This is a genomic window from Pseudomonas paracarnis (assembly GCF_904063055.1).
Classification (GTDB): Bacteria; Pseudomonadota; Gammaproteobacteria; order Pseudomonadales; family Pseudomonadaceae; genus Aquipseudomonas; species Aquipseudomonas paracarnis.
On sequence record NZ_CAJFCN010000001.1, the window covers coordinates 270,848 to 293,915 of the forward strand.

General features: G+C 60.5%; 14 protein-coding genes. 7 read left to right on the plus strand and 7 right to left on the minus strand.

What is annotated here, in order from left to right; translation table 11 throughout:
- Window positions 1–30: 30 nt before the first annotated feature.
- From JMV15_RS01245 to JMV15_RS01255, 3 genes are all read right to left on the minus strand, one after another.
- A complete protein-coding gene (locus tag JMV15_RS01245; protein ID WP_019817672.1) occupies window positions 31–876 on the minus strand; it encodes a 2OG-Fe(II) oxygenase in 846 nt (281 codons plus the stop codon).
- A 167-nt stretch (window positions 877–1,043) separates the two neighbouring features.
- A complete protein-coding gene (locus tag JMV15_RS01250; RefSeq protein ID WP_014717088.1) occupies window positions 1,044–3,461 on the minus strand; it encodes a glucose/quinate/shikimate family membrane-bound PQQ-dependent dehydrogenase in 2,418 nt (805 codons plus the stop codon).
- Window positions 3,462–3,942: 481 nt separating this feature from the next.
- Entirely contained in the window at window positions 3,943–5,961 is a 2,019-nt protein-coding gene (locus tag JMV15_RS01255; protein ID WP_073453826.1) for a TonB-dependent receptor, read from the minus strand.
- A gap of 170 nt (window positions 5,962–6,131) precedes the next feature.
- On the opposite strand from JMV15_RS01255, the gene JMV15_RS01260 reads away from it, so the two are divergent.
- Both JMV15_RS01260 and JMV15_RS01265 read left to right on the plus strand, forming a co-directional pair.
- Window positions 6,132–6,365, plus strand: a complete 234-nt coding sequence (locus JMV15_RS01260; RefSeq protein WP_003188882.1) for a VF530 family protein — start codon at window positions 6,132–6,134, stop codon at window positions 6,363–6,365.
- Window positions 6,366–6,369: 4 nt separating this feature from the next.
- Window positions 6,370–6,996: a Pr6Pr family membrane protein gene (locus JMV15_RS01265; protein WP_014717090.1), complete on the plus strand. Its 627-nt coding sequence runs from the start codon at window positions 6,370–6,372 to the stop codon at window positions 6,994–6,996.
- 106 nt (window positions 6,997–7,102) lie between these two features.
- On the opposite strand, the gene JMV15_RS01270 is transcribed toward JMV15_RS01265, so the two are convergent.
- Together JMV15_RS01270 and JMV15_RS01275 are read right to left on the minus strand one after the other, a co-directional pair.
- Window positions 7,103–7,870: a siderophore-interacting protein gene (locus JMV15_RS01270; protein WP_020301197.1), complete on the minus strand. Its 768-nt coding sequence runs from the start codon at window positions 7,868–7,870 to the stop codon at window positions 7,103–7,105.
- Window positions 7,867–8,376 (minus strand): PadR family transcriptional regulator, encoded by a 510-nt coding sequence (locus JMV15_RS01275; protein ID WP_014717092.1) that lies wholly within the window; start codon window positions 8,374–8,376, stop codon window positions 7,867–7,869. Before JMV15_RS01275 ends, JMV15_RS01270 begins: the two co-directional genes overlap by 4 nt.
- A 491-nt stretch (window positions 8,377–8,867) precedes the next feature.
- Between JMV15_RS01275 and JMV15_RS01280 the strand changes: the two genes are divergently transcribed.
- The 5 genes from JMV15_RS01280 to JMV15_RS01300 all read left to right on the plus strand — a co-directional run bounded on the left by JMV15_RS01280 (window position 8,868) and on the right by JMV15_RS01300 (window position 14,580).
- Window positions 8,868–9,365, plus strand: coding sequence for a CS1 type fimbrial major subunit (locus JMV15_RS01280; RefSeq protein ID WP_172832672.1), 498 nt, complete (start codon window positions 8,868–8,870; stop codon window positions 9,363–9,365).
- Window positions 9,366–9,487: 122 nt separating this feature from the next.
- A complete protein-coding gene (locus JMV15_RS01285) occupies window positions 9,488–12,010 on the plus strand; it encodes a CS1-pili formation C-terminal domain-containing protein (protein WP_201491230.1) in 2,523 nt (840 codons plus the stop codon).
- A gap of 60 nt (window positions 12,011–12,070) precedes the next feature.
- Window positions 12,071–13,276 (plus strand): hypothetical protein, encoded by a 1,206-nt coding sequence (locus JMV15_RS01290; RefSeq protein ID WP_231125700.1) that lies wholly within the window; start codon window positions 12,071–12,073, stop codon window positions 13,274–13,276.
- A gap of 69 nt (window positions 13,277–13,345) precedes the next feature.
- Entirely contained in the window at window positions 13,346–14,098 is a 753-nt protein-coding gene (locus tag JMV15_RS01295) for a hypothetical protein (protein WP_014717096.1), read from the plus strand.
- Window positions 14,095–14,580: a CS1 type fimbrial major subunit gene (locus JMV15_RS01300; protein WP_014717097.1), complete on the plus strand. Its 486-nt coding sequence runs from the start codon at window positions 14,095–14,097 to the stop codon at window positions 14,578–14,580. The genes JMV15_RS01295 and JMV15_RS01300 overlap by 4 nt, the downstream gene beginning before the upstream one ends.
- 14 nt (window positions 14,581–14,594) lie before the next feature.
- Here JMV15_RS01300 and JMV15_RS01305 read toward each other — a convergent pair whose 3' ends face one another.
- Both JMV15_RS01305 and JMV15_RS01310 read right to left on the minus strand, forming a co-directional pair.
- Window positions 14,595–19,574 (minus strand): dermonecrotic toxin domain-containing protein, encoded by a 4,980-nt coding sequence (locus JMV15_RS01305; protein WP_235991925.1) that lies wholly within the window; start codon window positions 19,572–19,574, stop codon window positions 14,595–14,597.
- A gap of 394 nt (window positions 19,575–19,968) precedes the next feature.
- Complete coding sequence (locus JMV15_RS01310; RefSeq protein WP_201491232.1) at window positions 19,969–23,058, minus strand: transglycosylase domain-containing protein; 3,090 nt, start codon at window positions 23,056–23,058, stop codon at window positions 19,969–19,971.
- Window positions 23,059–23,068: the final 10 nt, after the last annotated feature.

Sequence of the window (23,068 nt, forward strand, 5' to 3'; positions counted from 1 at the left end):
AAACGTCCATGTGCACGAGCAATAAAAGTATTAGCACCAGAAGTAAAACGGTTCGCCGGCGTTATAGCCAATAAACGACTGCATGCTGACGCGTTTTCCCGAATCGAACCCACAGATGGCGTGGGGGCGGCGGGTATTGATGAGCACCAGTTCGTTCTGGCGTGGGCGGATGCGCAGCGGTTTTTGTAAACACTGTTCGGGCAGTTGGGCACCCTCGAAGCGCTTGACCTCCTCATAGCCAAAGGCTTGGGTATCCCAGATGACCAACTCGCCCCCCAAAGGCGGTGTTTGCAGGTAGATATTGGCGCTGAATTGATGCTGCAGTTCAGCGACTGTGCGGGGCAGGCAATCCACATGGGGCACCGTTTCCGAGAGGTGCGCCGTCTCCGGGAACATGACGCGGATGATCCCGCAAAACATTGGGCGGCCCTGGAACGCAGCGGCTGTTGCACCTTGCGGCCAGAGCGCCTGGAACTGTTCCATCAGCTGTTGAATGGGCGGCGTTTGCGGCGCACAGAGGCTGTCGATAAGGCCGCGCATACGGGCCGCGTCTGCATAATATTTTTCTTGGGCGTCACCGCCGGCGGCCTTGCCGTACGTGGAGTTGAACGGCGTGCCCCAGCGATGCACACCGTAGAAGTGCTGAACGACGCGCCCCTCTTCGTAGGTTTCATGGCCGTAGTGTTCCAGGGTGGCGGTATCGTCGATGGCCTGAATCAACCGTGCGCTGGTGGTTGCGTTGGCAAACTCAGGTACCCGAATGGCAAGCACTTCGCCACTGATGAGTTTTTTCAAACTGGCAGTATTGAGGTGTTCAAGCTCCAGGATTTTTGTGGGGGTGGAAAGCATCGGTTTTGTAGCGACATGGTCCGTCATGCAGTGAAGCTCCCTTTAAAGTTTTATCCGTACGCCTTTTGTATTACGCAGGGCGTGCGCACTAAATTAGTTTTAAAGGGTTGAGGGGAAACGCTGGGGCATTATCAGCAGGCAAAAAAAAGCGGCTGCCCATTCGGGCCGCCGCTTTTTTGTACCGCCAGCGTTGCTTAATCCGGCAGTTTGAACGCCATTACATAGTCACCCTGCTTGGTCCCCAGGGAGCCGTGACCGCCCGCCATGACCAGCACGTATTGCTTGCCGTCCTTGCCGGTGTAGGTCATCGGGGTGGTTTGCGCGCCTGCAGGCAGGCGGCCTTCCCACAGTTGCTTGCCGTTTTTCACGTCATAGGCACGCAGGTACTGGTCCAGGGTGCCGCTGAGGAACGCGACGCCACCGGCGGTGGTGAACGTACCGCCCAGGCTAGGCACGCCCATGGTCAGTGGGATTGGAACCGGCGAGCTATCACGCACGGTGCCGTTCTTGTGCATCCAGATGGTCTGGTGGGTGGTCAGGTCGACCGCCGCCACGTAGCCCCAGGCCGGTGCCTGGCACGGCAGGCCCATCGGCGACAGCAGCGCTTCAAGGATCACACCATACGGAGCGCCTTTGTTCGGCTGCACGCCTTCGGTTTCGCTGACGCGTGGGCCTTGCTTGGCAATGTCGGCAGCTGGGATCAGCTTCGATTTGAACGCCATGTAGCTTGGGTTCACGAAGGCGATCTGGCGCACCGGGTCAACCGAGATGCCGCCCCAGTCGAACACGCCGAAGTTGCCTGGGTATACGATCGAACCTTGCAGGGACGGCGGTGTGAACGGGCCGTCGTAGCGCATGGATTTGAAATCGATCCGGCACAGCATCTGGTCGAACGGGGTCACGCCCCACATGTCGCGTTCTTTCAACGGCGGCGGCATGAAGTTCAGGTCGGACTTGGGTTGGGTAGGGGAGGTGCGGTCGCCCGCCACTGCGCCCTGTGGCACCGGGATTTCATTGACGGGCACCACTGGCTGGCCAGTGGCGCGGTCCAGCACGTAGATGCTGCCTTGCTTGGTCGACGCCATCACTGCCTGCTTCACGCCCGCAGCGGTCTTGATGTCGATCAGCGAAGGCTGGCCGCCCACGTCCATGTCCCACAGGTCGTGGTGGGTGAACTGGAAGGTCCACTTCACGTGGCCGGTGTCGATGTCCAGAGCGGTCAAGCCAGCGGCGTACTTCTCAGACTCATCGGTACGGTCGCCGCCGTACTGGTCGGGCATCTGGTTGCCCATCGGCAGGTAGAGCATGCCGAGTTTTTCATCCACGGCGAACATGGACCACATGTTCGGCGAGTTGCGGGTGTAGGTCTTGCCCTCGGCCAACGGGGTGGTGTCGTCCGGGTTGCCGCTGTCCCAGTTCCACACCAGCTTGCCGGTGTGCACGTCGAACGCGCGGATCACGCCGCTTGGCTCGTCGATGGAAACGTTGTCGGTCACGTGACCGCCGATCACGACCAGGTTTTTGGTCACGGCCGGTGGCGACGTGGAGTAGTAACCGCCTGGGGCGAAGCTACCGATGTTGGCACGCAGGTCGACCTGACCTTTGTCACCGAAGTCTTCGCACATCTTGCCGGTGTCGGCGTTCAGGGCGATCAGACGGGTGTCGGCGGTCGGCACGAAGATACGTTTCGGGCAGGCATTCGGAGCGGCGGCCGGGCTGGCAGTGCCCGTCGGGCTCTGCTCGGAAGCGTAGGCGGCGTCATCGTGGTACGACACGCCACGGCAGGTCATGTGCGCCCAACCTTTGAAGCTCTCAGCACCCTGGGTCGTGATCTTCGGGTCGAAACGCCAGATTTCCTTGCCGGTATCCGGGTCCAGGGCAATCACTTGGCTGTGCGGTGTGCACACGTAGAGCATGCCATTGACTTTCAGCGGGGTATTTTCCGCGGTGGTTTCACCGGGATCGCCTGGGCCAGGGATGTCGCCCGTGCGATAAGTCCACGCCGGCACCAGCTTATGGGCGTTCTCCGGGGTGATCTGTGCCAGTGGCGAGTAACGGTCACCGAAGGCCGAGCGGCCATAGGAGTTCCAGTCGCCATCGGCCTGGGTTGGCGCAGCGCTGGCCATACCCGGCACCGCGTCGCGGTCCAGTTGGCCGGTCTTGACCATTTCACCTGGGTTGGTGAATTGGCTGGCCAGGGCGGTCGCGCCCGCCAGCACCACGGCAACGCTCAGCGCGCCGGTACCCAGCGGGGCCGCTTGGCCACGCAGCAACGGACGACGAAACCACGGCAACAGCATGACGATGCCCAAGGCGAACAGCAGGGCCAGGCGCGGCACCAACTGCCACCAGTCCAGGCCGACTTCCCACAAGGCCCACACGGTGCTGGCGAACAACACCAGTGCGTACAAGCCCAGCGCGGCGCGGCGGGTGGCCAGCAGCAACACGCCGGTCAGGGTGATGCCGATACCGGCGAGCAGGTAGTACAGCGACCCGCCGAGCATGCTCAGCTTGACGCCGCCAGCCAGCAAGGCCAGCCCCATGATCAGCAGCAAGACGCCTAGCAGCCTGGGCAACAGGCGGCTTGGGCTTGAGGCACCATCAGTGCTCATAGTGTGTTTCTCCGTTACGTTGGAATTATGTAACCCCGTGCTTCACTCACTGTAGATGACGATTCGGCTCGGGCTTGGTTCATCGTTATTTTTGGTTTTTTCTGTGGGTAACCGGGTTATCCACAGGCAGGCAATAAACTCCCGAGCGCAGGTCGGATTAAGACAGCGCTGTCTTTGAGCAAAAAGAGATTCGGCAAAAGGAGTCGACCGGGAGCTGAAGCGTTTCAGATTGTTGCGAAGGATAATGCGGCGGGGCGTTTTGAGAAAGGGTGAATCGCAAGATGCATCATTTCAGTTTTGGTAACAGTGACAGATAGTCGCCCCGATCCCGATCAGTCAAGCGAACGCAATGCTCAACGCAACGACGTTCAAATGTGGGAGCTGGCTTGCCTGCGAAGACGTCGGCCCAGCAAACATTGATGTTGACTGACCCAACGCTTTCGCGAGCAAGCCCGCTCCCACAGGGGATTTTCGGTGATGATTAGAAGGTAGTGCGAACGCCGAACTGCACGCTTCTACCTGGCGCCGGCGCGATATCGCGCAGGATCGAGCTGGCATAGCGCACGGTCTGGTTGGTCAGGTTTTCTCCGTTGACGAAGGCCAGCCACTGGCTGCCACCCACATTGAAGCGATACCCCGCGCTGGCGCCGAGGGTGGTGTAGCCATCGGTGCCGCTTTCGTTATCCGGCACACGCCCTTGGCCCGCGGCATGTTCCACGTCGATACGCGCTTGCCAGCGATCCAGTTCCCACAGCAAGCCGCTGTTCAAACGCAATGGCGCAATGCGCGGCAAGGCTTCGCCGGTGTCCAGGTTGGTGGCGCGGGTGTAGTCGCCCGACAGTTCCAGCGCAAACTTGCCGTAGGCGCCTTCGCCGAGCTTCCAGTGATCCTGGGCTTCGAAGCCGGCGAAGCGTGCTCGTACGCCAGAATATTCGTACTCGGGAATACCGCCCGCGTCCTCTTCACCTTCGTCGTTTAGCGTACGGCCAGTGCCGAGCAAACCGATGTAATTGGAGAAGCGGCTATAGAACACGCCAAAGCTGCCCTTGTGGGTGCCGTTGTCAAAGCGCAGCGCCAGGTCGCTGGACACGGCTTTTTCTTTCTTCAGGTTGGCATCGCCCAACTCATAGGTGCCGGTGGCGACGTGGGCGCCGTTGGCATACAGCTCGTAGAAGGTTGGTGCGCGTTCGGTGTAGCCCAGGGTGGCGGCCAGGGACCAGACCGGCGTAAGGGTGTAGACAGCGCCAGACGACAAGCTGCCGGCGGTGAAGTTATTGCTCTTGTCGGCATTGGCAAAACGCTCGTTGCCTTTGGCGTTCGGGTCGACGCTGGTGTGTTCCAGGCGTGCGCCGAGGCTAAGTTTCAGGCGTTCAGTGGCTTGCATTTCTTCGAGGATAAACAGCGCGCCGGCGTTGGTGTCGCTCTGTGGCACGAAAGCTTCTTCGCCCAGGGCCGAGAATTCGTTGCGCGTCACTTGGGCGCCGACCACGCCATCGAACGGGCCAATCGGTTGGTGTCGGGCTTCAACGCGGGCTTCATAGCCTTTGTTCTTGAAGGTGGTGCCGGTTTCGCCGCCTTCGATTTCCCGGTGTTCGTAGTCAGTGTAACCGGCGTCTATTTTCACCGAGGTAAACGGCCCTTGCAGGTTGCGGATCTCGGACGCAAAGGCGTAGTGGTCCTGTTTCATGCGGATGCGCACATCCTGCTCGGCGGGTGAGCCGTAGTTACTGTCGTAATTGCTGTATGACAGCCCGGCATAACCATCGTCCCAGGTGTAGGAACCGCCCACCGCACCGCCGTCCTGGCGCCCATTGCTGTTGCCCAGGCGCCCGTTTTTGCCGGGGCCGTCCTCGCTCTCCGGTGCATGCCGGCTGCGGGCATAGCCTGGGATTTTCAAGTCATTGAACTCGCGCCCATTGGCATCCAGATGCAAAGCGAAGGTACCGTTACCGGCCTCCAACTTGCCCGCGCTGCTGCGGGTGGTGTCGGCACCGCCGTAGCGCAACTCGCCAGCGCCATGGATGCCCTCGATGGCCTCGGTGGGGATGCGATTGTCGAAGGTGTTGACCACCCCGCCGATGGCGCTGCCGCCGTACAGCAGGGCGGCCGGGCCCCGCACGATTTCGATGCGGTCAACGTTGATCGGGTCCAGCGGTACCGCGTGGTCGTAGGACAGCGACGAGGCATCCAGCGCCCCCACACCGTTGCGCAGAATACGAATGCGGTCGCCGTCCTGGCCGCGAATGATCGGGCGGCTGGCCCCCGGGCCAAAGTACGAAGACGACACACCCGGCTGCTTGTTCAGGGTTTCACCGAGGCTGCCTTTTTGTTGCAGGGTCAGGTCATCGCCTGTCAGCACAGTGGTGGGCGAGGCCAGCTGTTCGCTGCCCAGCGGGTTGCCGGTGACCACTTGGGGTGGCAGTTCCAGGGCATGGGCCTGGGAGCCAATCAACAGGGCGGCGGCGAGGGGCGACAAGCGCCAGAGAGAAGGCAGCGACATCGGAGATTCCTGGGCAAAATGACTGATAATTTAAGTTACAATATAACATCTCTTTTTTGTGTAGAAGGGGAACTTTTCCTGGCGGGCTATATTCAATGCGATGCTTCCACCTGCACGCCCCGTCGGCTAAGGTGCGCGGCTGTGTTTCCTCTTTTTGCAAAAGGCCTGGCATGACCGCGACAAGCAACGACCCGCTCCACGGTGTGACCCTGCAACACGTGCTCACCACCCTGGTGGAGCATTACGAGTGGAGCGGCTTGGCCGAGCGCATTGATATCCGCTGCTTCAAGAGTGACCCGAGCATCAAGTCGAGCCTGACTTTCCTGCGCAAAACCCCGTGGGCGCGGGAAAAGGTCGAAGGTTTGTACGTCAAGCTGATGCGTACCAAGCGCCCCCTGGATTGAAAGCATGAAGCGCTTTGTCGCGACGGCAGCCTTGGCCGGTTGGGTGGGGTTGGCGATCCAGCAATACCTGATTCTCTATTCGCGCTGGACCAGTGGCGCGAGCTTGCTGGGCGGCCTGATCAGTTTCTTCAGCTTCTTCACCGTGCTGACCAATACCCTGGTGGTCGTGGTGCTCAGCTACGCGCTGGTCAAGCGCGACTCTGGCGCCAAGCGGTTTTTCCTCGCGCCTCGCATCAGTAGCGCGATTGCCGCGAGCATCGTGGTGGTAAGCCTGGCCTACAACCTGCTGCTGCGGCATCTGTGGAGCCCGCAAGGCTTTCAATTTATCGCCGATGAGTTGCTGCACGACGTCATGCCGTTGTTGTTTGTGGTGTATTGGTGGCGGTGTGTGCCCAAGGGTACGTTGCGGCTCAAACACATTGCCGGCTGGGTGATCTACCCATTGGTGTACTTCGGTTATGTGCTGCTGCGGGGGCATATGCTCGGGCAGTATCAGTACCCGTTCATGGATGTGGACAGCCTCGGTTATCCACAGGTGTTTGTGAATGCCGCAGGGATTTTGGCAGGGTTCATCGTCATCGCGTTGGCGATCATTGGCCTGGACAAGCGCCTCAAATCCCCCTCGATTTAAAGTGAGCACCATTAATGTGGGAGCTGGCTTGCCTGCGATAGCATCACCTCGGTGTACCTGATAAACCGAGGTGCTTGCATCGCAGGCAAGCCCGCTCCCACCTTAATCATTCTTCTTCGCTGCCCTCAGCACGCCAGTAACCCACGGCCTTGAGGTATTCCTCGTTGACCTTGTGCGTATCCAGCAGCACCCGCCGTACCTGGCGCGACAGCTTGGTTTCGGTGGCGACGAAGCTGTACAACGCCCCGCTGGGCAGCGTCAGGTTGCGCACTACATCGAGCAGGTCATCGTGGCCGCGCAGAACCCAGATCACCTCGACTTCGGCTGCGCTGCCGAGCACCTGTTGTTCCGCCGCATCGGCGATTTCAATCACCGCCAGAACCTTGCGCCCGGCCGGTAATTCTTCCAGGCGTCGACCGATGGCGGGCAGGGCGGTTTCATCACCGATCAGCAGGTAGCTGTCGAAGATGTCCGGCACGATCATCGAACCCCTTGGCCCACCGATATAAAGATGCTGGCCGACCTGTACCTGCTCGGCCCAGGTGGAGGCAGGGCCATCGCCGTGCAGCACGAAGTCGATGTCCAGCTCGCCGATGTCCAGGTCGTAACGCCGTGGCGTGTAGTCGCGCATGGCGGGTTGCGGGCCGTCGCCCTTGATGGCGAACGTCGGGCTTTCCAGCGCCGCTTGTTCGGCGGCGTTCTGCGGGAACAGCAGTTTGATGTGATCGTCGCTGCCCAGGCTGATGAAACCTGCCAGTTCCGGCCCACCCAAGGTGATACGGCGCATACGCGGGGTGATATCCACCACCCGCAGTACTTGCAGGCGGCGGCGTTTGATGTCGTGGGTCACGCGATGGATGGCTTGTGTGTTCATTGATCTCTCCCGTCGGCAATAGCTTGGGCGGTGCCGTTGAGCAGCGCCGCGACACGAACGATTTCTTCCGGGCTCCAGTGCCCGTGGTGTGAGTGCAAGGCATGGCGCAGGTTGTGCACCGCCTCGTGGATCTCGGGTGGGCGGTCGTGCCCGCGCAGCGAGCGCTTGCTGACATCGATACGCATGCGCACGCCGTCCAGGGCAACGGCTTGCTCGCTTAAGAAGAGACGACCGGCGTCGGTGATTGTGTAGCGCTTTTTTCCGCCATCGGCGTCGCCGCTGATCAACTCGCTCTCTTCAAGAAAGGTCAGGGTGGGGTAGATCACGCCGGGGCTGGGGCTGTAGGCGCCGTCGAACAAGCCTTCGATGCGGCGGATCAGGTCGTAGCCGTGGCAGGGCTGTTCAGCGATGAGGGCTAATAGCAGCAGCTTGAGGTCGCCTGGGGCGAACACCCGGGGGCCACGGCCACCCCGTTTTTCAAATTCGCCGCGATGATCATGCTTCATGTAGGGCTTCTCTGCTCAGGTTTAGATATAACGTAAGATATATCTTATTTCGTTGGTAGCCTATGGCGACCAACGGTCGTGGCAGCGTGAGACGCAGCCGGAAATCGGAATATGTGAATAGACGAATAGCGTCTTTAGAGTTATAAGTTTAATTAGAGTTGGCGCTCCAATTCAAGCTAAGTGTCGTGAGTTTTTTATCGAGTGTATGTATGGTGTAGTCCAGTTCTTACAGTTGTTTTCAGGTTATGCTTTTACTGCCGTGTAGCCTGTTTCTTACAGCGGATTTTAAAGTTTGGTCAAAGTGCCATGTTTTTCCCGCGCGCCCTGATTACAAGGGCTACGAGCGTGTGAGAAGAAGCCTGCATACCTGCTTTTAATTTTATTGAATGATTGTTTGGCGTTGTGTGGTTCAACTAACCAGCGGCGTAATTCGTTGTTGAGGTGGTACTTGGCAACGAACCAATCAATGTTAATAAATGCAGGTACTGATCATGTTCAAGAAGTTTGCTGTTGCTGTTCCCCTGGCTGTTTTGGCTTTGTCTTCCTCGGTAACAGCTATCGCTGCAGGTGAAGCCAGTCACACCGTCAACCTCAAGGCAAACATCCCGACCACCGTGTTCCACGCACAACCGCGTGACCCGAACTGGGGCCGTGACGAAACCATGAGCTACAACCTGGTCAGCGGCGAGTTGGCTCCGTTGAGCGCCATCTACGATCTCAAGAACACCAACGGTTCGGTACACGCTTACATCGAAGGTGGCCCGGCTGTGTTGTTCAATGGTGACGTGTCGCAGAACATCCCGCTCACCACCAGCCTCAATGGCGTCACGCTGACCGGCACCCCCCAGGAAGTAGTCAATGAAGCCGACTCCACCCCTGGCGTGGGTGCTGAAATGCGCATCGTCGCGGCCAAACCGTCGGCCACCCAGCGTGGTTCCTACACCGCGGTGATGCCGGTGGTGTTCGACGCGGTATTGCCAACGCCTTGAAACCCATAAGTGCCCGCGACGTACGGGCACCCCTTGTATGACTTGCAGGTCGGCTGATTTTTCCTCCTCGGTCTGCCGACCTGATTTTCATTTTTGGCCCTGGCATTCCGAGTATTCCGTTCATGTTTCCGATGACGCCTATCGCGGCAGCGCTTGCGCTGTTGGTGTGTACGAGTGCCCTGGCAGCGCCCGCCACTTCTGGCGCTGCCACCCCCGGCAGCCTGATTTCTCAGGCCCAAGGCTTGCCCGCAGGGTTTGCCGACCATTTTTTTGATGTGCCGCTGGCGGTGCGTGTGGACCTGGACCAACAACTGCTCGGCGAAGCCTTGATCGTGTTGTCTCAAGACGACCGCGTGACCCTTCTGGAATTTACCGATACCGGTGACAGTAAAGTCCCGGCGGCCACCCGCGACACCTGGCAGGCCGTGCTGGAACAAGGCGTGGCGCTGGGCGCCTGCACCCAGTCCTGCCCGCAAAAAATGATCTCGGCGTACTACAACCTCGAAAGCTCGCAGTTGTCGATCCTGACGCAAAACGTCGAATTGGCAGACGACACCCCGCGTTTCTATGACCAACCGGAAGGCGGCAGCCTGGGGTTGATCATCAATAACCAGCTCAATCTCAATGGCAGCCAGCAAGACAGCCTGGGTGGCCGCTATGGCCTGCAAGCCAGCTCCAGCGTGGGTAACTGGAGCCAGGTGTTCAACCTGCAGTTGGCCCGCCAGAGTGGCGATGAGGCGCAAATGCGTCATGCGATCCACGAGCTGTACACCCAGCGCGAACTGCAAGGGCAGTTTTTCCGCCTGGGCCACTTCACGCCGAATTCCGATGGCCTCACCCGTCAACTGCGCAGCTTCGGCGCCAGCCCCGATACGGCGCTGGGTGTGATGTATGGCAGTTCCGACACGTTGGCGATCAATGACGCCAAGCCCAGCGTGTATCCGATCTATGTCACCGCCAGTCGGCAGGCGGCGGTAGAGATTTATCGCAATGGCTTGTTGATCAACACCCAGTCGGTGACGGCCGGCCTGCAAACCCTGGACACCCGGCCACTGCCGGGCGGCATCTATGAGGTCGAAGTGCGCCTGGTGGAAGATGGCCTCACCACCAGCACCAGCCAGGAACTGGTGTACAAGCCCAGCAACTGGCGCAACGCCGACGACCCGTGGCGCTACAACCTGTTTGCCGGGCGCGAGACCAAGCTGTTCAGCAACTGGGATGAGCAGGCCTCCGGCGCGATCACCGCCGGTGCGTCACTCAACTACCTGGTGCATCCGCGCGTGATCCTCGGCCTGTCCGCTCGCCAGGTGCGCGAGCAACTGCAGTACGGCGGCTCGGTGGATTGGACCGTGGCCGGCAATACCAGCCTCTACGCCAACCTGTATCAAACCCAGGAACATGGCACTGACATGGACCTGCAAGGGCTTTACAGTTTCGGTGCGACCAACCTGGTGTTCAGCCATAACCGCAGTTGGCTCGACACTCGCGACACTTACGAAACCCTGCCCGACGGTACACGCCTGCGGCGCAACACCTTCGTCGGCCAGGCGAGCAATTCTGCCCTGTCGGTCAACCACCGCCTCGACGCACAGAACACCTTGAACCTGCGGGTTTCCCACAGCCAAGGCAATGTGGAAGGGGCAGGCGTGGACTTGGGTTGGAGCCGCCACGACAAACTGTTCGGCAGTGATGCCAACTGGCGTTTCTCGGTATTCGACCGACCGGGCAGCAGCGGCACCAACGACCAACGCAACCGTGGCGTCGACGTGACCCTGAGCATGAACCTGGGCACAGACGGCCGGCAGATTTCCGGCAGCGTCGGCACCCGCACCGCCCGCGATGGTGGGCGTGACAACAACGCCTCGCTGACGATTCGCCAGGACCTCACCGACCACGTGCTGCAAAGCGTTTCGGCCACAGCCATAACCGACACCTACGGCGTCGGCTTGTCGAGTATGGCCAGCTTCAGTACCGATGCGCTCAGTGGTGACGGCTTTGTGCAGCGCAGCTCCTTCAACGGTGATTTCAGCGGTGGCTTGAACCTCAACAGCACGTTCGTCGCGGGCGCCGGCAAGATGTTGCTGAGCAGCCAGTACCAGGGCAATGGGGCAGGCATGATCATCGATGTGGAAACCGACCTCGACGAAATTGCCCTGCGCGCCGACGACCTGGGCGGCGGCAGCGCCGTGTTGCGGCCAGGACGCAACTATGTGCCGGTCTCGGCCTACAAGAGCAGCAGCGTGAGCTTCGACTTCGAAGGCAATCACCCGCCGGCGGCCAATATCCAGCCCACCCGTTCCAGTTACCACTTGAACAAGGGCGGTGTGGACTACCGCAAGGTCACCGTGATGAAAACCGTCACCGTACTCGGTCGCTTGCTGGACGGGCGAGGCGCGCCGCTCAAGGGGCATCACGTGATCAACCACGCCAGCCGTGGCGTCAGCGAAGTGGACGGGTTTTTCTCCATGGAGATGAGTTCCAGTTCACCGACCCTGCAAGTGCGCTACCAGAACCAGTTGCTCTGCCAGTTCCGCCTCGACCCGAGGCATACGACCAATGAAAACGATGTGTTGATGATCGGTGATCTGCGTTGCACGCCGGACACGCTGGCTGAAGCTAACCACAAGGCCGACACCGCCGGTTGACGGCGGCTTGGATGGAATTCGATGACTTTTATCACTGCAATAAAAACACTGTTGAGGCCGATGCCCCTGGCACTCGCACTCGGCTGTACGAGCTTGACGGCGCAGGCGTTCGTTGAGGACATCACCGCCGTGTTTCGCCCTGATCCGACGAACCCGATGAGTAACAAGTTCAAGAACACCACGGCTCACAGTGGCGTATGCGCCTGGCACATACCGACGCGATGTGAGGCCCTTAATATCTTCAGTATTCGCAACATGGAGTTCCGGGCTGAATCTGCCACACCGATTGCGGCCGGGCATACCGACCCGCGGCAAGGCGCCTATTTCAAAGTGCCTTCAGCGTGGCGCGACGTGCAGGTGACTCACACGGGCACAGGCGAAAGCGCCACCGTGCAGATGCGTATTGCCGGGGTGGGGACCCGCTGGGATATTGCCTACCCGCCCGGTGTCAGTGCTTGGCAGTATGAGGGCAAACCGTGGGATTTTTATTGGAAGGCCGGCGCCCCGCCGTGTGTGGGGCTGGGCTATCACGCGGCGTGGATCAATTTCGGGCTGTTTTTCTGGAGTGTTCCAGAAAATGCCGGGGCGTGCAGCCTCACGCCGGGGTACGACATTCCATGGCTCAAATACAGCTATATGGAATACGGTTACGAGCTCAGAACGCCCAACCCATTGACCATGACGGCCGGCGAGTATCGCGGGTCGTTGACTTACAGCATGGGGCCTGGCGGTGACTTTGACTTCGGTGACGTGATGATTCCCAGCGACAACATCGCCACCTTCAATTTCACCCTGCAAGTCGAGCACATCCTCAAAGTCACCCTGCCTCCGGGCGGCAACCGTGTCGAACTGCTCCCCGAAGGCGGCTGGCAAGCCTGGCTCAACCGCGGGCGGCAGCCCTCGCGATTGTCCCGTGACCAGACTTTCAGCATTTTCTCCAGTGGGCGTTTCAAGATGACCCTTGAATGCGGCCTGGCGATCGGCAACACCTGCGGCCTGCGCAACGGCGCGGGCGATGAGGTGCCGTTGCAGGTCGCGGTCAGCTTGCCGTTTGGCCTGCACAACCAGCGCGACGAGCCCGTAAACCGGCAGCCGTTACGCCGGGATGGGGTAGGCACCGAGTTGATCCAGTCCGTGCACTACGTCAACAACCGTCCCGGCACGCTGCACTTTCAAGTCGACAAAGAAGACGTGGGCGACATGCTCAAGCATCCCGGGAGTACCTATTCAGGCGTAGTCACCGTGATCTGGGATTCGGAAGTCTAGGCGGGTTTTGCCCGCACATCGGCCCGCTGTCGTGGCGGGCCGCGTTCAATCAACAAGGCGTAATCAACTATGAAACATGCAGTGCTATGGGCCGGGCTTTTCCTGATGTCGTTGACGGCGCAGGCGGGGCCGGCAATCAACGTCGGCGTCGTGTACGACTACCTGGAAGGCGACCGCAGCTCCTACCTCAAGCGGGTATTCAACGGCGGCACCAGTACCGCGTTCATCAAGGTCAATGTGCTGGAGATTATCTATAACGCCGACGGTACCTCCCGGGAAGTGCCGGTCGCCTCGATGACCGACGCCAAGGGCAGCACCACCAATCGCGACGGCCTGATGGCCAGCCCGGCGCGCCTGATCGTGCCGGCCGGCGGACGCCAGGGCACTCGTCTGTTGTACATGGGCCAGCGTGACAAGGAGCGTTACTTTCGTGTGCGCTTTATCCCCGTCGTGCCGGAAAAGGAAGATGACTTTGCGGTCACCGACGCAGAGCGCAGCGAATACAAAAAAGACCTGGCAGCCGGGGTCAACGTCATGGCGGGCTATGGCACGGTGTTCTTCGTGCGCCCCAAGGATACCCGCTTCGATACGCAGATCAGCGAGACCGCCAGCCAGTACACCCTGCGCAATGCCGGCAACAGTACGGTCGTGCTCGATGAGTTCCGGGACTGTTCAGTGGCAAAGAAAACCGACTGTGAACCCACCACCAAGCACCACATCCTGCCTGGCCGCCAGCTGGTATTCGAGAAGAAAGTCGAACGCCAATTCAGCTTCCAGTTGGTTGAAGGCCGGGACAAAAAACCGATGAAGGTCACCCGATGATATTTAGACAATTGACGCGACTAGCGGCGCTGATGGTGCCGTTGACCCTGGGCGGGCAAGCGATGGCGTTTCAGGAACGCCAGAGCTTTGATGTGTCGGTGACCATCCCGATCCACGAAGCCTATGTCTTGCCTTCCGAACCCGACTGGATGGGGCAGGATCAGTTGCTGGCCTGGGACTTGACGACCTCCCGGCTTGGCCGCCTGCGCAAGCATTTCGACGTCAAGAATCTCAATGGCGGCGTTGCGGCACGCCTGGGAGACGTGCCCTATCTGTTGAGCGGCAATGACCGTATCGATTTGCGCGTGCTGTTCAACCGGGTGCCCCTGACCCTGGACTCGACCCAGGTACTCAGCGCTGACGAAGCGGGCATGGGCCGGCGCGTCGAGCTGGATATTTCGGCGATCGAGCCGCAGGGGGGTTACCAGGGCGGGGCCTACTACGGCACGGTGCATCTGATGTTTGATTTTCTTGCGCCTTGAACGCCAGGGCCGCATCAAGCCCGGTTTTTACGTGCTCCGGCCCGGTTCAGCGCAACACGCGTCAGATCTCGCAGCCACTGATTGTGCCGGTACCCCAGCTCATTGAGTGCTGTGTCGTACTGTGTTGAACTCATAGGGTTGCCGGATAACACGCTGTCTTCGTCCAATCCCAGGGCTTGCGCCAGGCCGCGCAGTTTTACCCGCTGGGTTTGCCGATCAATCTCCGGCAGCGTCTGTGACTGGGCGTATTGCGCTTGCAGTGCCTGTAATTCATCGAGTTGGAGGTACTTCAAGTCGAAGGCTGTGTCATTGTTCCATTTGGCGGTGGGGTTGTGCTGCTCAAGGTAACGCTCCCAACCTTTGTCCAACAGCATCTGGTTCACCAGCCCGTCACCCTCTTCCAACCTGGCTACTGCGGCGGCCACCTTTTCGATCTGCGCGGGGGTTACATCGGCGAGAGTGCGGTAAGTCATATGGGTCGATAGCCACGGCAGGTCCAGCCGGTCTGCCAGGGTGCTGCGATAGGCTAAGTGAATGCCGGCCTCGTCGACCTCGCCATGCTCGCCGTCGATGACCTGCGACCATAGCCGTTGCCCCAGCCCGCCCTGATCTTTGGGTTTGAGGCGGTGGGCGATGTCTTCACCAATGGCTTTGCCCATGTAGGCATCGCGCGCGGCTCCGCGGGCCAGCACCACCAGCCTGGCCTCGAGTTCTGCCGGTGTGGTGCTGGTTCGATAGGCTTCGCTGGCGAGTACTTCGACGCCCAGTTTCTGGAATATCAGCGCGCCGGCGTCGGGGCACAAGCCGGGGTAGCGAGTATCCTTGAACACGCGCTCGCGCAGGTCGCTGTCGGCTTCGACCGCCCTCAGCAGGCGCCATACCCTCTGGCTCAGCTCAGGCCGGTTGTTCTGATAGGCCAGGCGGTCTTCCTCGGCCTGGAACTCGTCCGGCTCTTCGAGCGATTTGATCACCTCAAACAGACCTTGAGAGCCGGGTTCCTTTTCAATCGCGTCCCACAGCTGCCGGTGCTGCTCATGCTCCTCAGGCTTGATGTCACTCAGCCAGGGTGCGCTTTCACCTCTAGGCGCGTAGAAGCGCAGCGGGTCCAGCCCCACAGACTCGCGGTATTCAGCGAGCAAGTCCTGAAAGTCCGAGGTGAGCCTGCTCTGGTCCAGGCGGGTACGGGCAATGATGTCGGCATCATCCGAACCTGGGGCGACATGGGGTAACTGGGTGATCGGGTTCTCGCTCAGGTCCAGTTGGAACCCGCGCGCGCGTGAGCGACCGACGAGCCCGACGGGCCAGTCCTTTATTTGCGTATTGCGCAGGTTCAGCAAGGTCAAGGCCGGCATTTGGCTGATATCCGGTGTTTGCCCCAGTGGGTTGCCGGCCATCTCAAGCTGTTTGAGACGCTTGAGCCGTCCAAGTGTTGCAATGGCGGCATCGTCCAGAACCAGGGCATTTGCTTCCAGATGCAAGCGTCGAAGACGTTTGAGCTTGCCCAGGGTCGCAGGTAACTGGGTGAGCTGGTTGTGACTCAGATCGAGGTCGCGCAGATGCGGGAAATTGTCTAGAAAGGCGGCGTGGTGATCGGAAAAATCACAACCACGCAGGTCCAGGTCGCTGATGTGGTTCAGTGGCACGTTAAGGGTGGGCAGTTCGTCGGGCATGGGCGTATTGAACAAGTCCAGAGCGATACCGCCGCGGTGTTCGAAGCTTTCGTCCAGATGCACCGTCAGGCCATTGCTCCAGCCATCATAGAGGCGGGTCGCGACTTGCGCCCGGCGTTTGCGGACTTCCGGCTCCAACAGCGTGCCCGCCCTGGGCGTCGGACCCTTTATGTAGGCGTCGAGCTGATTGAACAACTGCTGTTTTTGCGACTCCATCTGCATCAGCGTTTGCTCGCCTTCGGCTGTGCTCATCGTGATTGATAAGCGTCGAACGCTGTCGTTGCTCATCGCGGGCAGTAACTGTTTGATGCGTTCTTCAATGGTTTTGGGTTGCATGTCATAGCTGTCGACCCGGGACATTTTGCAGGATGCGCCTCCGCCCAGCAGCACCTCGGTTTCGGGAGCGGGCCGCATGCGTAAGGGCGGCTCAGCCAATGCCAGGCGTCGCTCGGCCGGTGCCTGGTTATGTTCGATCACCCACTGCCTGAGCTGTTCACCTTCGCCGACGGTGTAGGGCGGGGCGCGCTGCGGATCCTGCGCCAGGGTCCAGAGCAGGGACTCGTACAGCGTGGTGGCTGGGTTGAGTGGGTTGGCATCGGCGTCGAACACGGTGTAGGTCCCGTCTGCGCTGCGTACCAGTGTGCGGGCCTGCGGCGCGTCGGGTTCACCGACACTGCAGCGCAACGGGCCGGTGGGGCTGTTGTCCCGGATGTCGATGTTCAGATGGCTGAACACGTCGCTGTGCAGGCGCAGGGTATTGAGCACCAACCGTTCGCTGTGCGCCGAGGGTAGCCGGGGAGGGTAAAGCCCTTCGACAGCGCGGCTGGCCTGATGGTCGAAGTCCAACTCCCGTGCCAGGCTTTTGAGGCGCAGGGGCAGGCGCTGTGTGTCGTTCATCACCGTTGTTTCTTCAGGCCAGGCCTGCTTGAGCAACGCGTTCGCACTGCTCAGCGCCAGCTCTGGAAAGTCCTGGCGCAACAGGGCCACGTGTGGGTCGCTGCTGGCTTGGCCCAATTGGTAATGACTTTTGGCGACATGCCCGCCATAGCCCTCTACGTAGTTCGCCAGTTTATTGCGCAGCGCCTGGGCCTGTTGAGCCTGGGGCAAGGTTTCACCCAACAACGTATTGACCTGAGGTTCGTCCAGAAAACCCAGCACGCGCTCGGGCAGCTTGGCAGCCATCACGTCAGCCAGGCTGATGCGCAGAGTATCGGCGGGCGCGGCGTGGGTATCGCCGTATTTGCGCGACTCGCCGCTCAGATCGCTGTTGTGAAACACCTCCAGGGCTTTGCTCGGCGGCCAGCCGGGGAGGTCGGTAACGGCTTGTTCGAACCAGTAGGAATAGGGGGCGAGTGTCTGGCCCGTACGTATTTTCTGGACAGACGCCTGGGCGAAACGGTCTGCGCTAAAGCGTTCGATGCTGTCGGCCAGCAGCGGCGGGGACGGCTGGTTGCGCACATACATGTGGCGCAAATGGTCTGGCTCGCTGCCGCTGATGATACGGATCTGTTCAAGCTGCTCGTTGGTGAGCGCCTGGGTGGCGGGGCTGATGCGGCGCATCAGCGTGTGATCGTCCCAGCTGCGCGGTTGTTCGCCTTCATGTACCCAGGCGCCGTGACCATTGAAGCGCACTTTCGGTTGATAGGCGTGTGGCCGGCGGGGGTGCACGATTCGGTGATGAGGCAACTGCGGGTCCGGTTCTACCTGGTAGTGATGGTCGGCATGGGCCAGCCAGTGTTTCTGGGCATGCTGATACAAACCCTGTGTATCAGCGGCGATGCCTTGGGGCAGGCTGATGGTCTGCTGGTAAGGCGAAAGATCGGGGTTCCACAAGCGCTTATCTCCGCCATCCAGCGTCACCGGGTGCAGGCCCTCGACGAAGGGCGACAGCTTGAGGGTGACAGCCTGGCCGACGGTGCCGGCCCCCGCCCAAATGCCTAGTTGCACAACCGTTTCCACCACGTCCATGACATGCCCGATGGCTTCCAGTCCGTTGCCTTGCGCCCAGTCAACAATACCTTCGAACACATCGCTGGCCACCTGGTAGGCGGTGTAGGCGAGCATCAACTCCCCCAGGAACGGCACGAAGGGGGTGACCACCAGGAGCGCCGCATTGAAAATATCCGAGAGGATCTTGCCCAGGTTATCCCACCAGGCCCAGCGCGCCATCAAGTCGGCGTAAGCGGTGCTGATCGCCACTTCCCGGGTATCGTTGACAATTTTATTGACGTTGACCCGGTACAGGTAGTGCCACAGCGTGTCAGGCTCCGAATGCCCGGAAGGCGCTCGGTTCTCGTGGTCGTCAAAAATGTTTTGCACGCTGAAGTGCAACCGCGGCGTGTCCACCGCGATGGTTTGCCAACTGGGGCCACTATCGGTGCGCTTCTTTTCGTGCCACTGCACCTTGAACAGGCGGCTTTGCAGCTCGGCAAAAAAATGCCCGCGTTGTTTATGGTCGACAAATCGACTGAAAAACTGCCGGTAGGTGGTCTTTGCAGGCGCTTGGCCGTGGGCATCCAGGGTGGCGGTGCTGTCGCGAAGTTGGCGCGTCAACTCATTCATGAATTCAATCGGCGAGGGGTACTCCTTCAACGGGTGCTCCGGGTCTTCAGGAACATAGGCAATCAGGCGTTCGATGTGTTTGTCGCTGCCCTGTGGCGCGGCAATCAGCACGATACCGCTGAGCCGGGCATCCAGCAGGCTGAGGTTGTAGTACTCCACCGGTATGCCGTCCAACGCTGGGTCGGGCTTGTCCTCGACAATATCGAACAGCAGACGTCGGGCGTCCTCCTGGATATGCTGCTGCGACCAGGCGATGCAGGCGGCGTTTTTCAGCGTGGCCTTGTCGCAGGCAATCACTTTGCGCCGTAGCGTATCGGCCTGGACTTGATTGCCGAAGCCAAGGGTGCGCAATAACCGTGTCTGGTATTGGCGGCCTATATCCAGGGTGCGGCACAGATTTTTGAATACTTGCGCGGTCAGGGGCTGGCCGCTGGTATTGGAGGTGAACGTCAGGAGGGGCTGCTGGCCACGGGCGTCGGGCTTGGACAAAAACCCATAGTCGGCAAACTGCTCGCTGGCGGAAAAGTTATGCAGAGCGGCGTCCAGTAACGTTACGGTCCGGCTGGTTACGCCTTTGCGAACGCCAATGACCCACCAGCTTTTTTCGGCCGGGGCATACAGGCGAATGAACGTGTTTTTTACATCAATGTCGCCATATTCACGCAAGGCCTTTTTGAGCAGAGGCTCTGCGAATGAGTACACGTCCTTGATGTATTTGAAGTGTTCATCCAAGGCATTCCTGGCGGTCCACTGCTCGGCCATGGCCTCTGTGGAAACCGTATCTGCGCGCGTGTCGAGCGAGTTGAGTCGGGTATAGACAAAAGGGCTTGCGGCTTTCAGTGCGCGAGCGCGTGTCAGCGTGGTTGCGCAGAGCCAATCTGGAATGGAGCGCTGGATAACATCAAAGTGCATACCCTTCTGGGCATGGCTCGCAGCGTGTGGGGAGGGGCGTTCGAAGAACATGGTTGTGTTGCCTTGAGATGAGTAGTGGGGGGGTCAACCCGATCTACACTAATCACCCTCATGAAACGTTCAGGCATACATAAGCACTACTTGGCCCCTCCCTGGAAAAATCAAACGCAGGGCTCGAGAAATGGGCGTTTTGGATCAATAAGCCAGGAGCAAGCAACAACGGATTACCACTCTGGCGCGGCGCTCATCGAGGCAGGCATGTGCTCTGACTCTCACCTTGCAGATAAGGCATCAATATCGGGGCCATGCCTTTAAGCACTTGTACCGGCAACGCCGAGGTGAACTTGAAGCCCTGCGCCGAACTGCCCGGTACGAACGCAGTGAGTGTGCCGAAGTGGCGCTCGCCGATGTAGAACACGAAAGTGGCGGTGCGGTTGATCGCCTTGGAACTGATGATACGTCCGCCCGAACCGATCGCTTCGATGCGGTTATCGCCGGTGCCGGTCTTGCCGCCCATGGCCAGTGGTGTGCCGTCGGCCTGTTTGAAACTGCCGGCGACGCGTTTTGCAGTGCCGGCGTCCACCACTTGGGATAACGCGCCGCGCAAGGCCGTGGCAACTTCGGAGGGCATGACACGATGCGCCCGGTCGGGGTCGTTGATCACGCGGGTGTCGTACGGTGTACCGGCGGCAAAGTGCAGGCTGTCGATGCGCAGTACCGGGATGCGCACGCCGTCGTTGAGAATGATGCCCATCAACTCGGCCAGTGCGGCAGGGCGGTCGCCGGAGCTGCCGATGGCGGTCGCCAGGGACGGCACCAGATGATCGAAGGGGTAGCCTACGTCCTTCCAGCGTTGATGAATCTCCAGGAACGCTTCGATCTCCAGCATGGTGCGGATACGGCTGTCGCGTGCGCTCTGGTGGCGGCTCTTGAACAGCCAGCTGTACACCTCCTGGCGCTCGAACTGGCTGGCCTTGACGACTTCGCTGAACGTCGCCTCCGGGTGGTTGATCAGGTAGCCCAGCAACCACAGGTCCAGGGGATGCACCTTGGCAATATAGCCCTGGTCGGGCAGGTCGTAGGCGCCGGGGCCGTAGCTGTCATAGAGTGCATCGAGGCGCTTGTCGGTCAGCGTCTGCTCGCCCTTGGTGCCGGCCAGGCGCGCGCGCACGAAGCTGTTGAAGCTGTCGCGGCTGGCCTCCGGCAGCAGATAACGGTGGACCGCGGCCAGGCGGATCGCCGTGGGATGCAGGCTGTCGAGGAAGGTTTCCAGGCGCGCCTGGGTGTCTTTCTTCTGGTATTTCTTCCAGAACTTGAGCAGGAACGTGGTGCCTTCGCGGTCGGCGAATTGCGCCAGGTATTCCTGACGGCGCGGCTCGTTGTCGTCCTTGAGCAATTGCGCGCTGTTGTTGGCACTGGTGTAGGTGGTGTAGCGCACCAGATCGCGCATCAGGCGGATAAAGGGCAGGTTGATCGATTCACGCAGGGCGTCGCGCAGGGTCGGGTTGCGGCCATTGTCTTCGTTGCGAAAGTTATGGAAGCGGTGCAGGCCACCACCGGTGAAAAAGCTCTCGCCCGGGCTTGCCGAATAGGTGCGGTCAAGCGCAGCGTCGAGCATGTCGGCCAGGGATTTGCCGGGGTTTTGTAGCAGGTAATCGACGGCCCAACGGCTGATGCGGTCCTGCTCCGCAACCTCGATTTTTTTCAGTGCCGCAGGTGTTGCGGCGCCGTAGCGCTCATGCAGTTCGGCGACGATTTGCAGGTAAGTGGTGAGCACCCGCAGCTTGGCGGTGGAGCCCAGTTCCAGTTTGCTGCCGTTGTTGATGTCGAAGGGTTGGTCCGTGTTGTCGGTCTGCACCCTTACCCGTGCGCCATCATCGGTGCGCTCGAACAAGGTGAAGCTGTAGCGTACCTGCGGGGTACTCGCCGGGGTGAGCAAGCGCTCGCCGAGTAACCCGACTTCGGCGGCATAGTCAGGGGCGGCAAGGCGTTTGAGGTAGGCGGTGACTTGCTCTTGCAACTGGCCCTGCAAAGTACTGGTGGCCGACAGGTCCAGGCGGTCCAGGTCGTACAGTGGGCGGTCGAGCAGGGCGGCCAGGCGGCTGCGCGCGACGCTGATACCTTTGTTGGTCTCGACTTTTTGCAGGGTTGGCTGCTGCTGCCAATCACGGTAGCTGACCTTGCTTGCCAGCGCCGCCGTCACCCACTCGGCCGGCACCACACCATTTTGCGCCAGCAACCGTAAGTGGCTGTCGGTCAGTTGCACCAGGTCGTCACGGCCCTTGGTCAAGTAATAGGAGGGGCGGCGCTGGGCGAGGATCAGCGAGAGCACTTGGCGCAACGCCAGGCCGCGCGCTGCGAGGCTGGCCGGGGTTTGTGCGGTGTCGTTCAAGGCCCGGTTGACCTGGGCAAACTCGGCGCCGTACCACACCCGCAACCCCTCGGCGATGCCATGCACTTCGCCGTGCCCAGGGACCGCCGACAGGGGCACGCTGTTGAGGTAGTCGCGCACTACGTTTTGCCGTGCGGTGAGGGTGTCGGGCCCGTGCTGGTAGGCGCGTACGCTGGCGGACAGCATCTGGCGGATCTTTTCGCTGCCCGACAGGGTCAAGCCGTCCGGGGAGTGGCGGTACTTCTCCAGTTGCGTCGCCAGGGTACTGCCGCCCGCCGATTGCCCTGGCAGGTGCAACTGACGGGCGACTTGCGACCAGGCAGCCTTGGCAAAGCGCGGCCAGTCCACGGCGGGGTTCGCCTGGGGCGGGTCAGGGTCGAGCAGTTGACGGTTTTCAATGAACAGCAGGCTGTGGACCATCAGCGCTGGCACCTCGTTGAAGTGCTTATACAGCTGAGGCGGATAGTTGAATTGATAGAGCGGTGCGGCGCGGCAGTCGGTGATGGTCAATCCGGCTTGCAGCTTTTCGGCATAGGGAATGAACAGGCCATGGCGGCTGTAGTCTATCAGCGCGTCGGAAAAGCGCGCCTGGGATTCGATCAGATAGTTGCGCTTGAGCAGGCGCGGCAGGAACTCACCCAGGGCGCTGTAGCCCAGGCGCCGATCGAACGGACCGTCGCCGGGGTATACCATGGCATCGCTGGCGCCGGGGGCCACCGTGTAGGTCAGTTGGGCCGCCCACTGGCTGAATGTGCGGGCTTGCCAGTGGGCCGTGTGCATTTCACGGGTGGCGGCAAACCCCAGGGCGATCAGGGCCATTAACAGAATCATCCAGTAGAGCCGGCGCCACGACTGGGCGGGTTTGAGTTTTTTTGCCAGCGGCGTGGCTGACGGGCTGTCAGCTTGCGCCTGGTGTGAGTCGGTTTGCCACAGTGCGCCCATAGTCGATTGA

Coding starts and splice junctions, on each gene's coding strand:
- JMV15_RS01305 (WP_235991925.1), bottom strand. CDS start 19,574: ATGGCCGAGCAGTGGACCGCCAGGAATGCCTTGGATGAACACTTCAAA.
- JMV15_RS01295 (WP_014717096.1), top strand. CDS start 13,346: ATGAAACATGCAGTGCTATGGGCCGGGCTTTTCCTGATGTCGTTGACG.
- JMV15_RS01310 (WP_201491232.1), bottom strand. CDS start 23,058: ATGGGCGCACTGTGGCAAACCGACTCACACCAGGCGCAAGCTGACAGC.
- JMV15_RS01275 (WP_014717092.1), bottom strand. CDS start 8,376: ATGAAGCATGATCATCGCGGCGAATTTGAAAAACGGGGTGGCCGTGGC.
- JMV15_RS01250 (WP_014717088.1), bottom strand. CDS start 3,461: ATGAGCACTGATGGTGCCTCAAGCCCAAGCCGCCTGTTGCCCAGGCTG.
- JMV15_RS01290 (WP_231125700.1), top strand. CDS start 12,071: ATGCCCCTGGCACTCGCACTCGGCTGTACGAGCTTGACGGCGCAGGCG.
- JMV15_RS01280 (WP_172832672.1), top strand. CDS start 8,868: ATGTTCAAGAAGTTTGCTGTTGCTGTTCCCCTGGCTGTTTTGGCTTTG.
- JMV15_RS01270 (WP_020301197.1), bottom strand. CDS start 7,870: ATGAACACACAAGCCATCCATCGCGTGACCCACGACATCAAACGCCGC.
- JMV15_RS01300 (WP_014717097.1), top strand. CDS start 14,095: ATGATATTTAGACAATTGACGCGACTAGCGGCGCTGATGGTGCCGTTG.
- JMV15_RS01260 (WP_003188882.1), top strand. CDS start 6,132: ATGACCGCGACAAGCAACGACCCGCTCCACGGTGTGACCCTGCAACAC.
- JMV15_RS01245 (WP_019817672.1), bottom strand. CDS start 876: ATGACGGACCATGTCGCTACAAAACCGATGCTTTCCACCCCCACAAAA.
- JMV15_RS01265 (WP_014717090.1), top strand. CDS start 6,370: ATGAAGCGCTTTGTCGCGACGGCAGCCTTGGCCGGTTGGGTGGGGTTG.
- JMV15_RS01285 (WP_201491230.1), top strand. CDS start 9,488: ATGTTTCCGATGACGCCTATCGCGGCAGCGCTTGCGCTGTTGGTGTGT.
- JMV15_RS01255 (WP_073453826.1), bottom strand. CDS start 5,961: ATGTCGCTGCCTTCTCTCTGGCGCTTGTCGCCCCTCGCCGCCGCCCTG.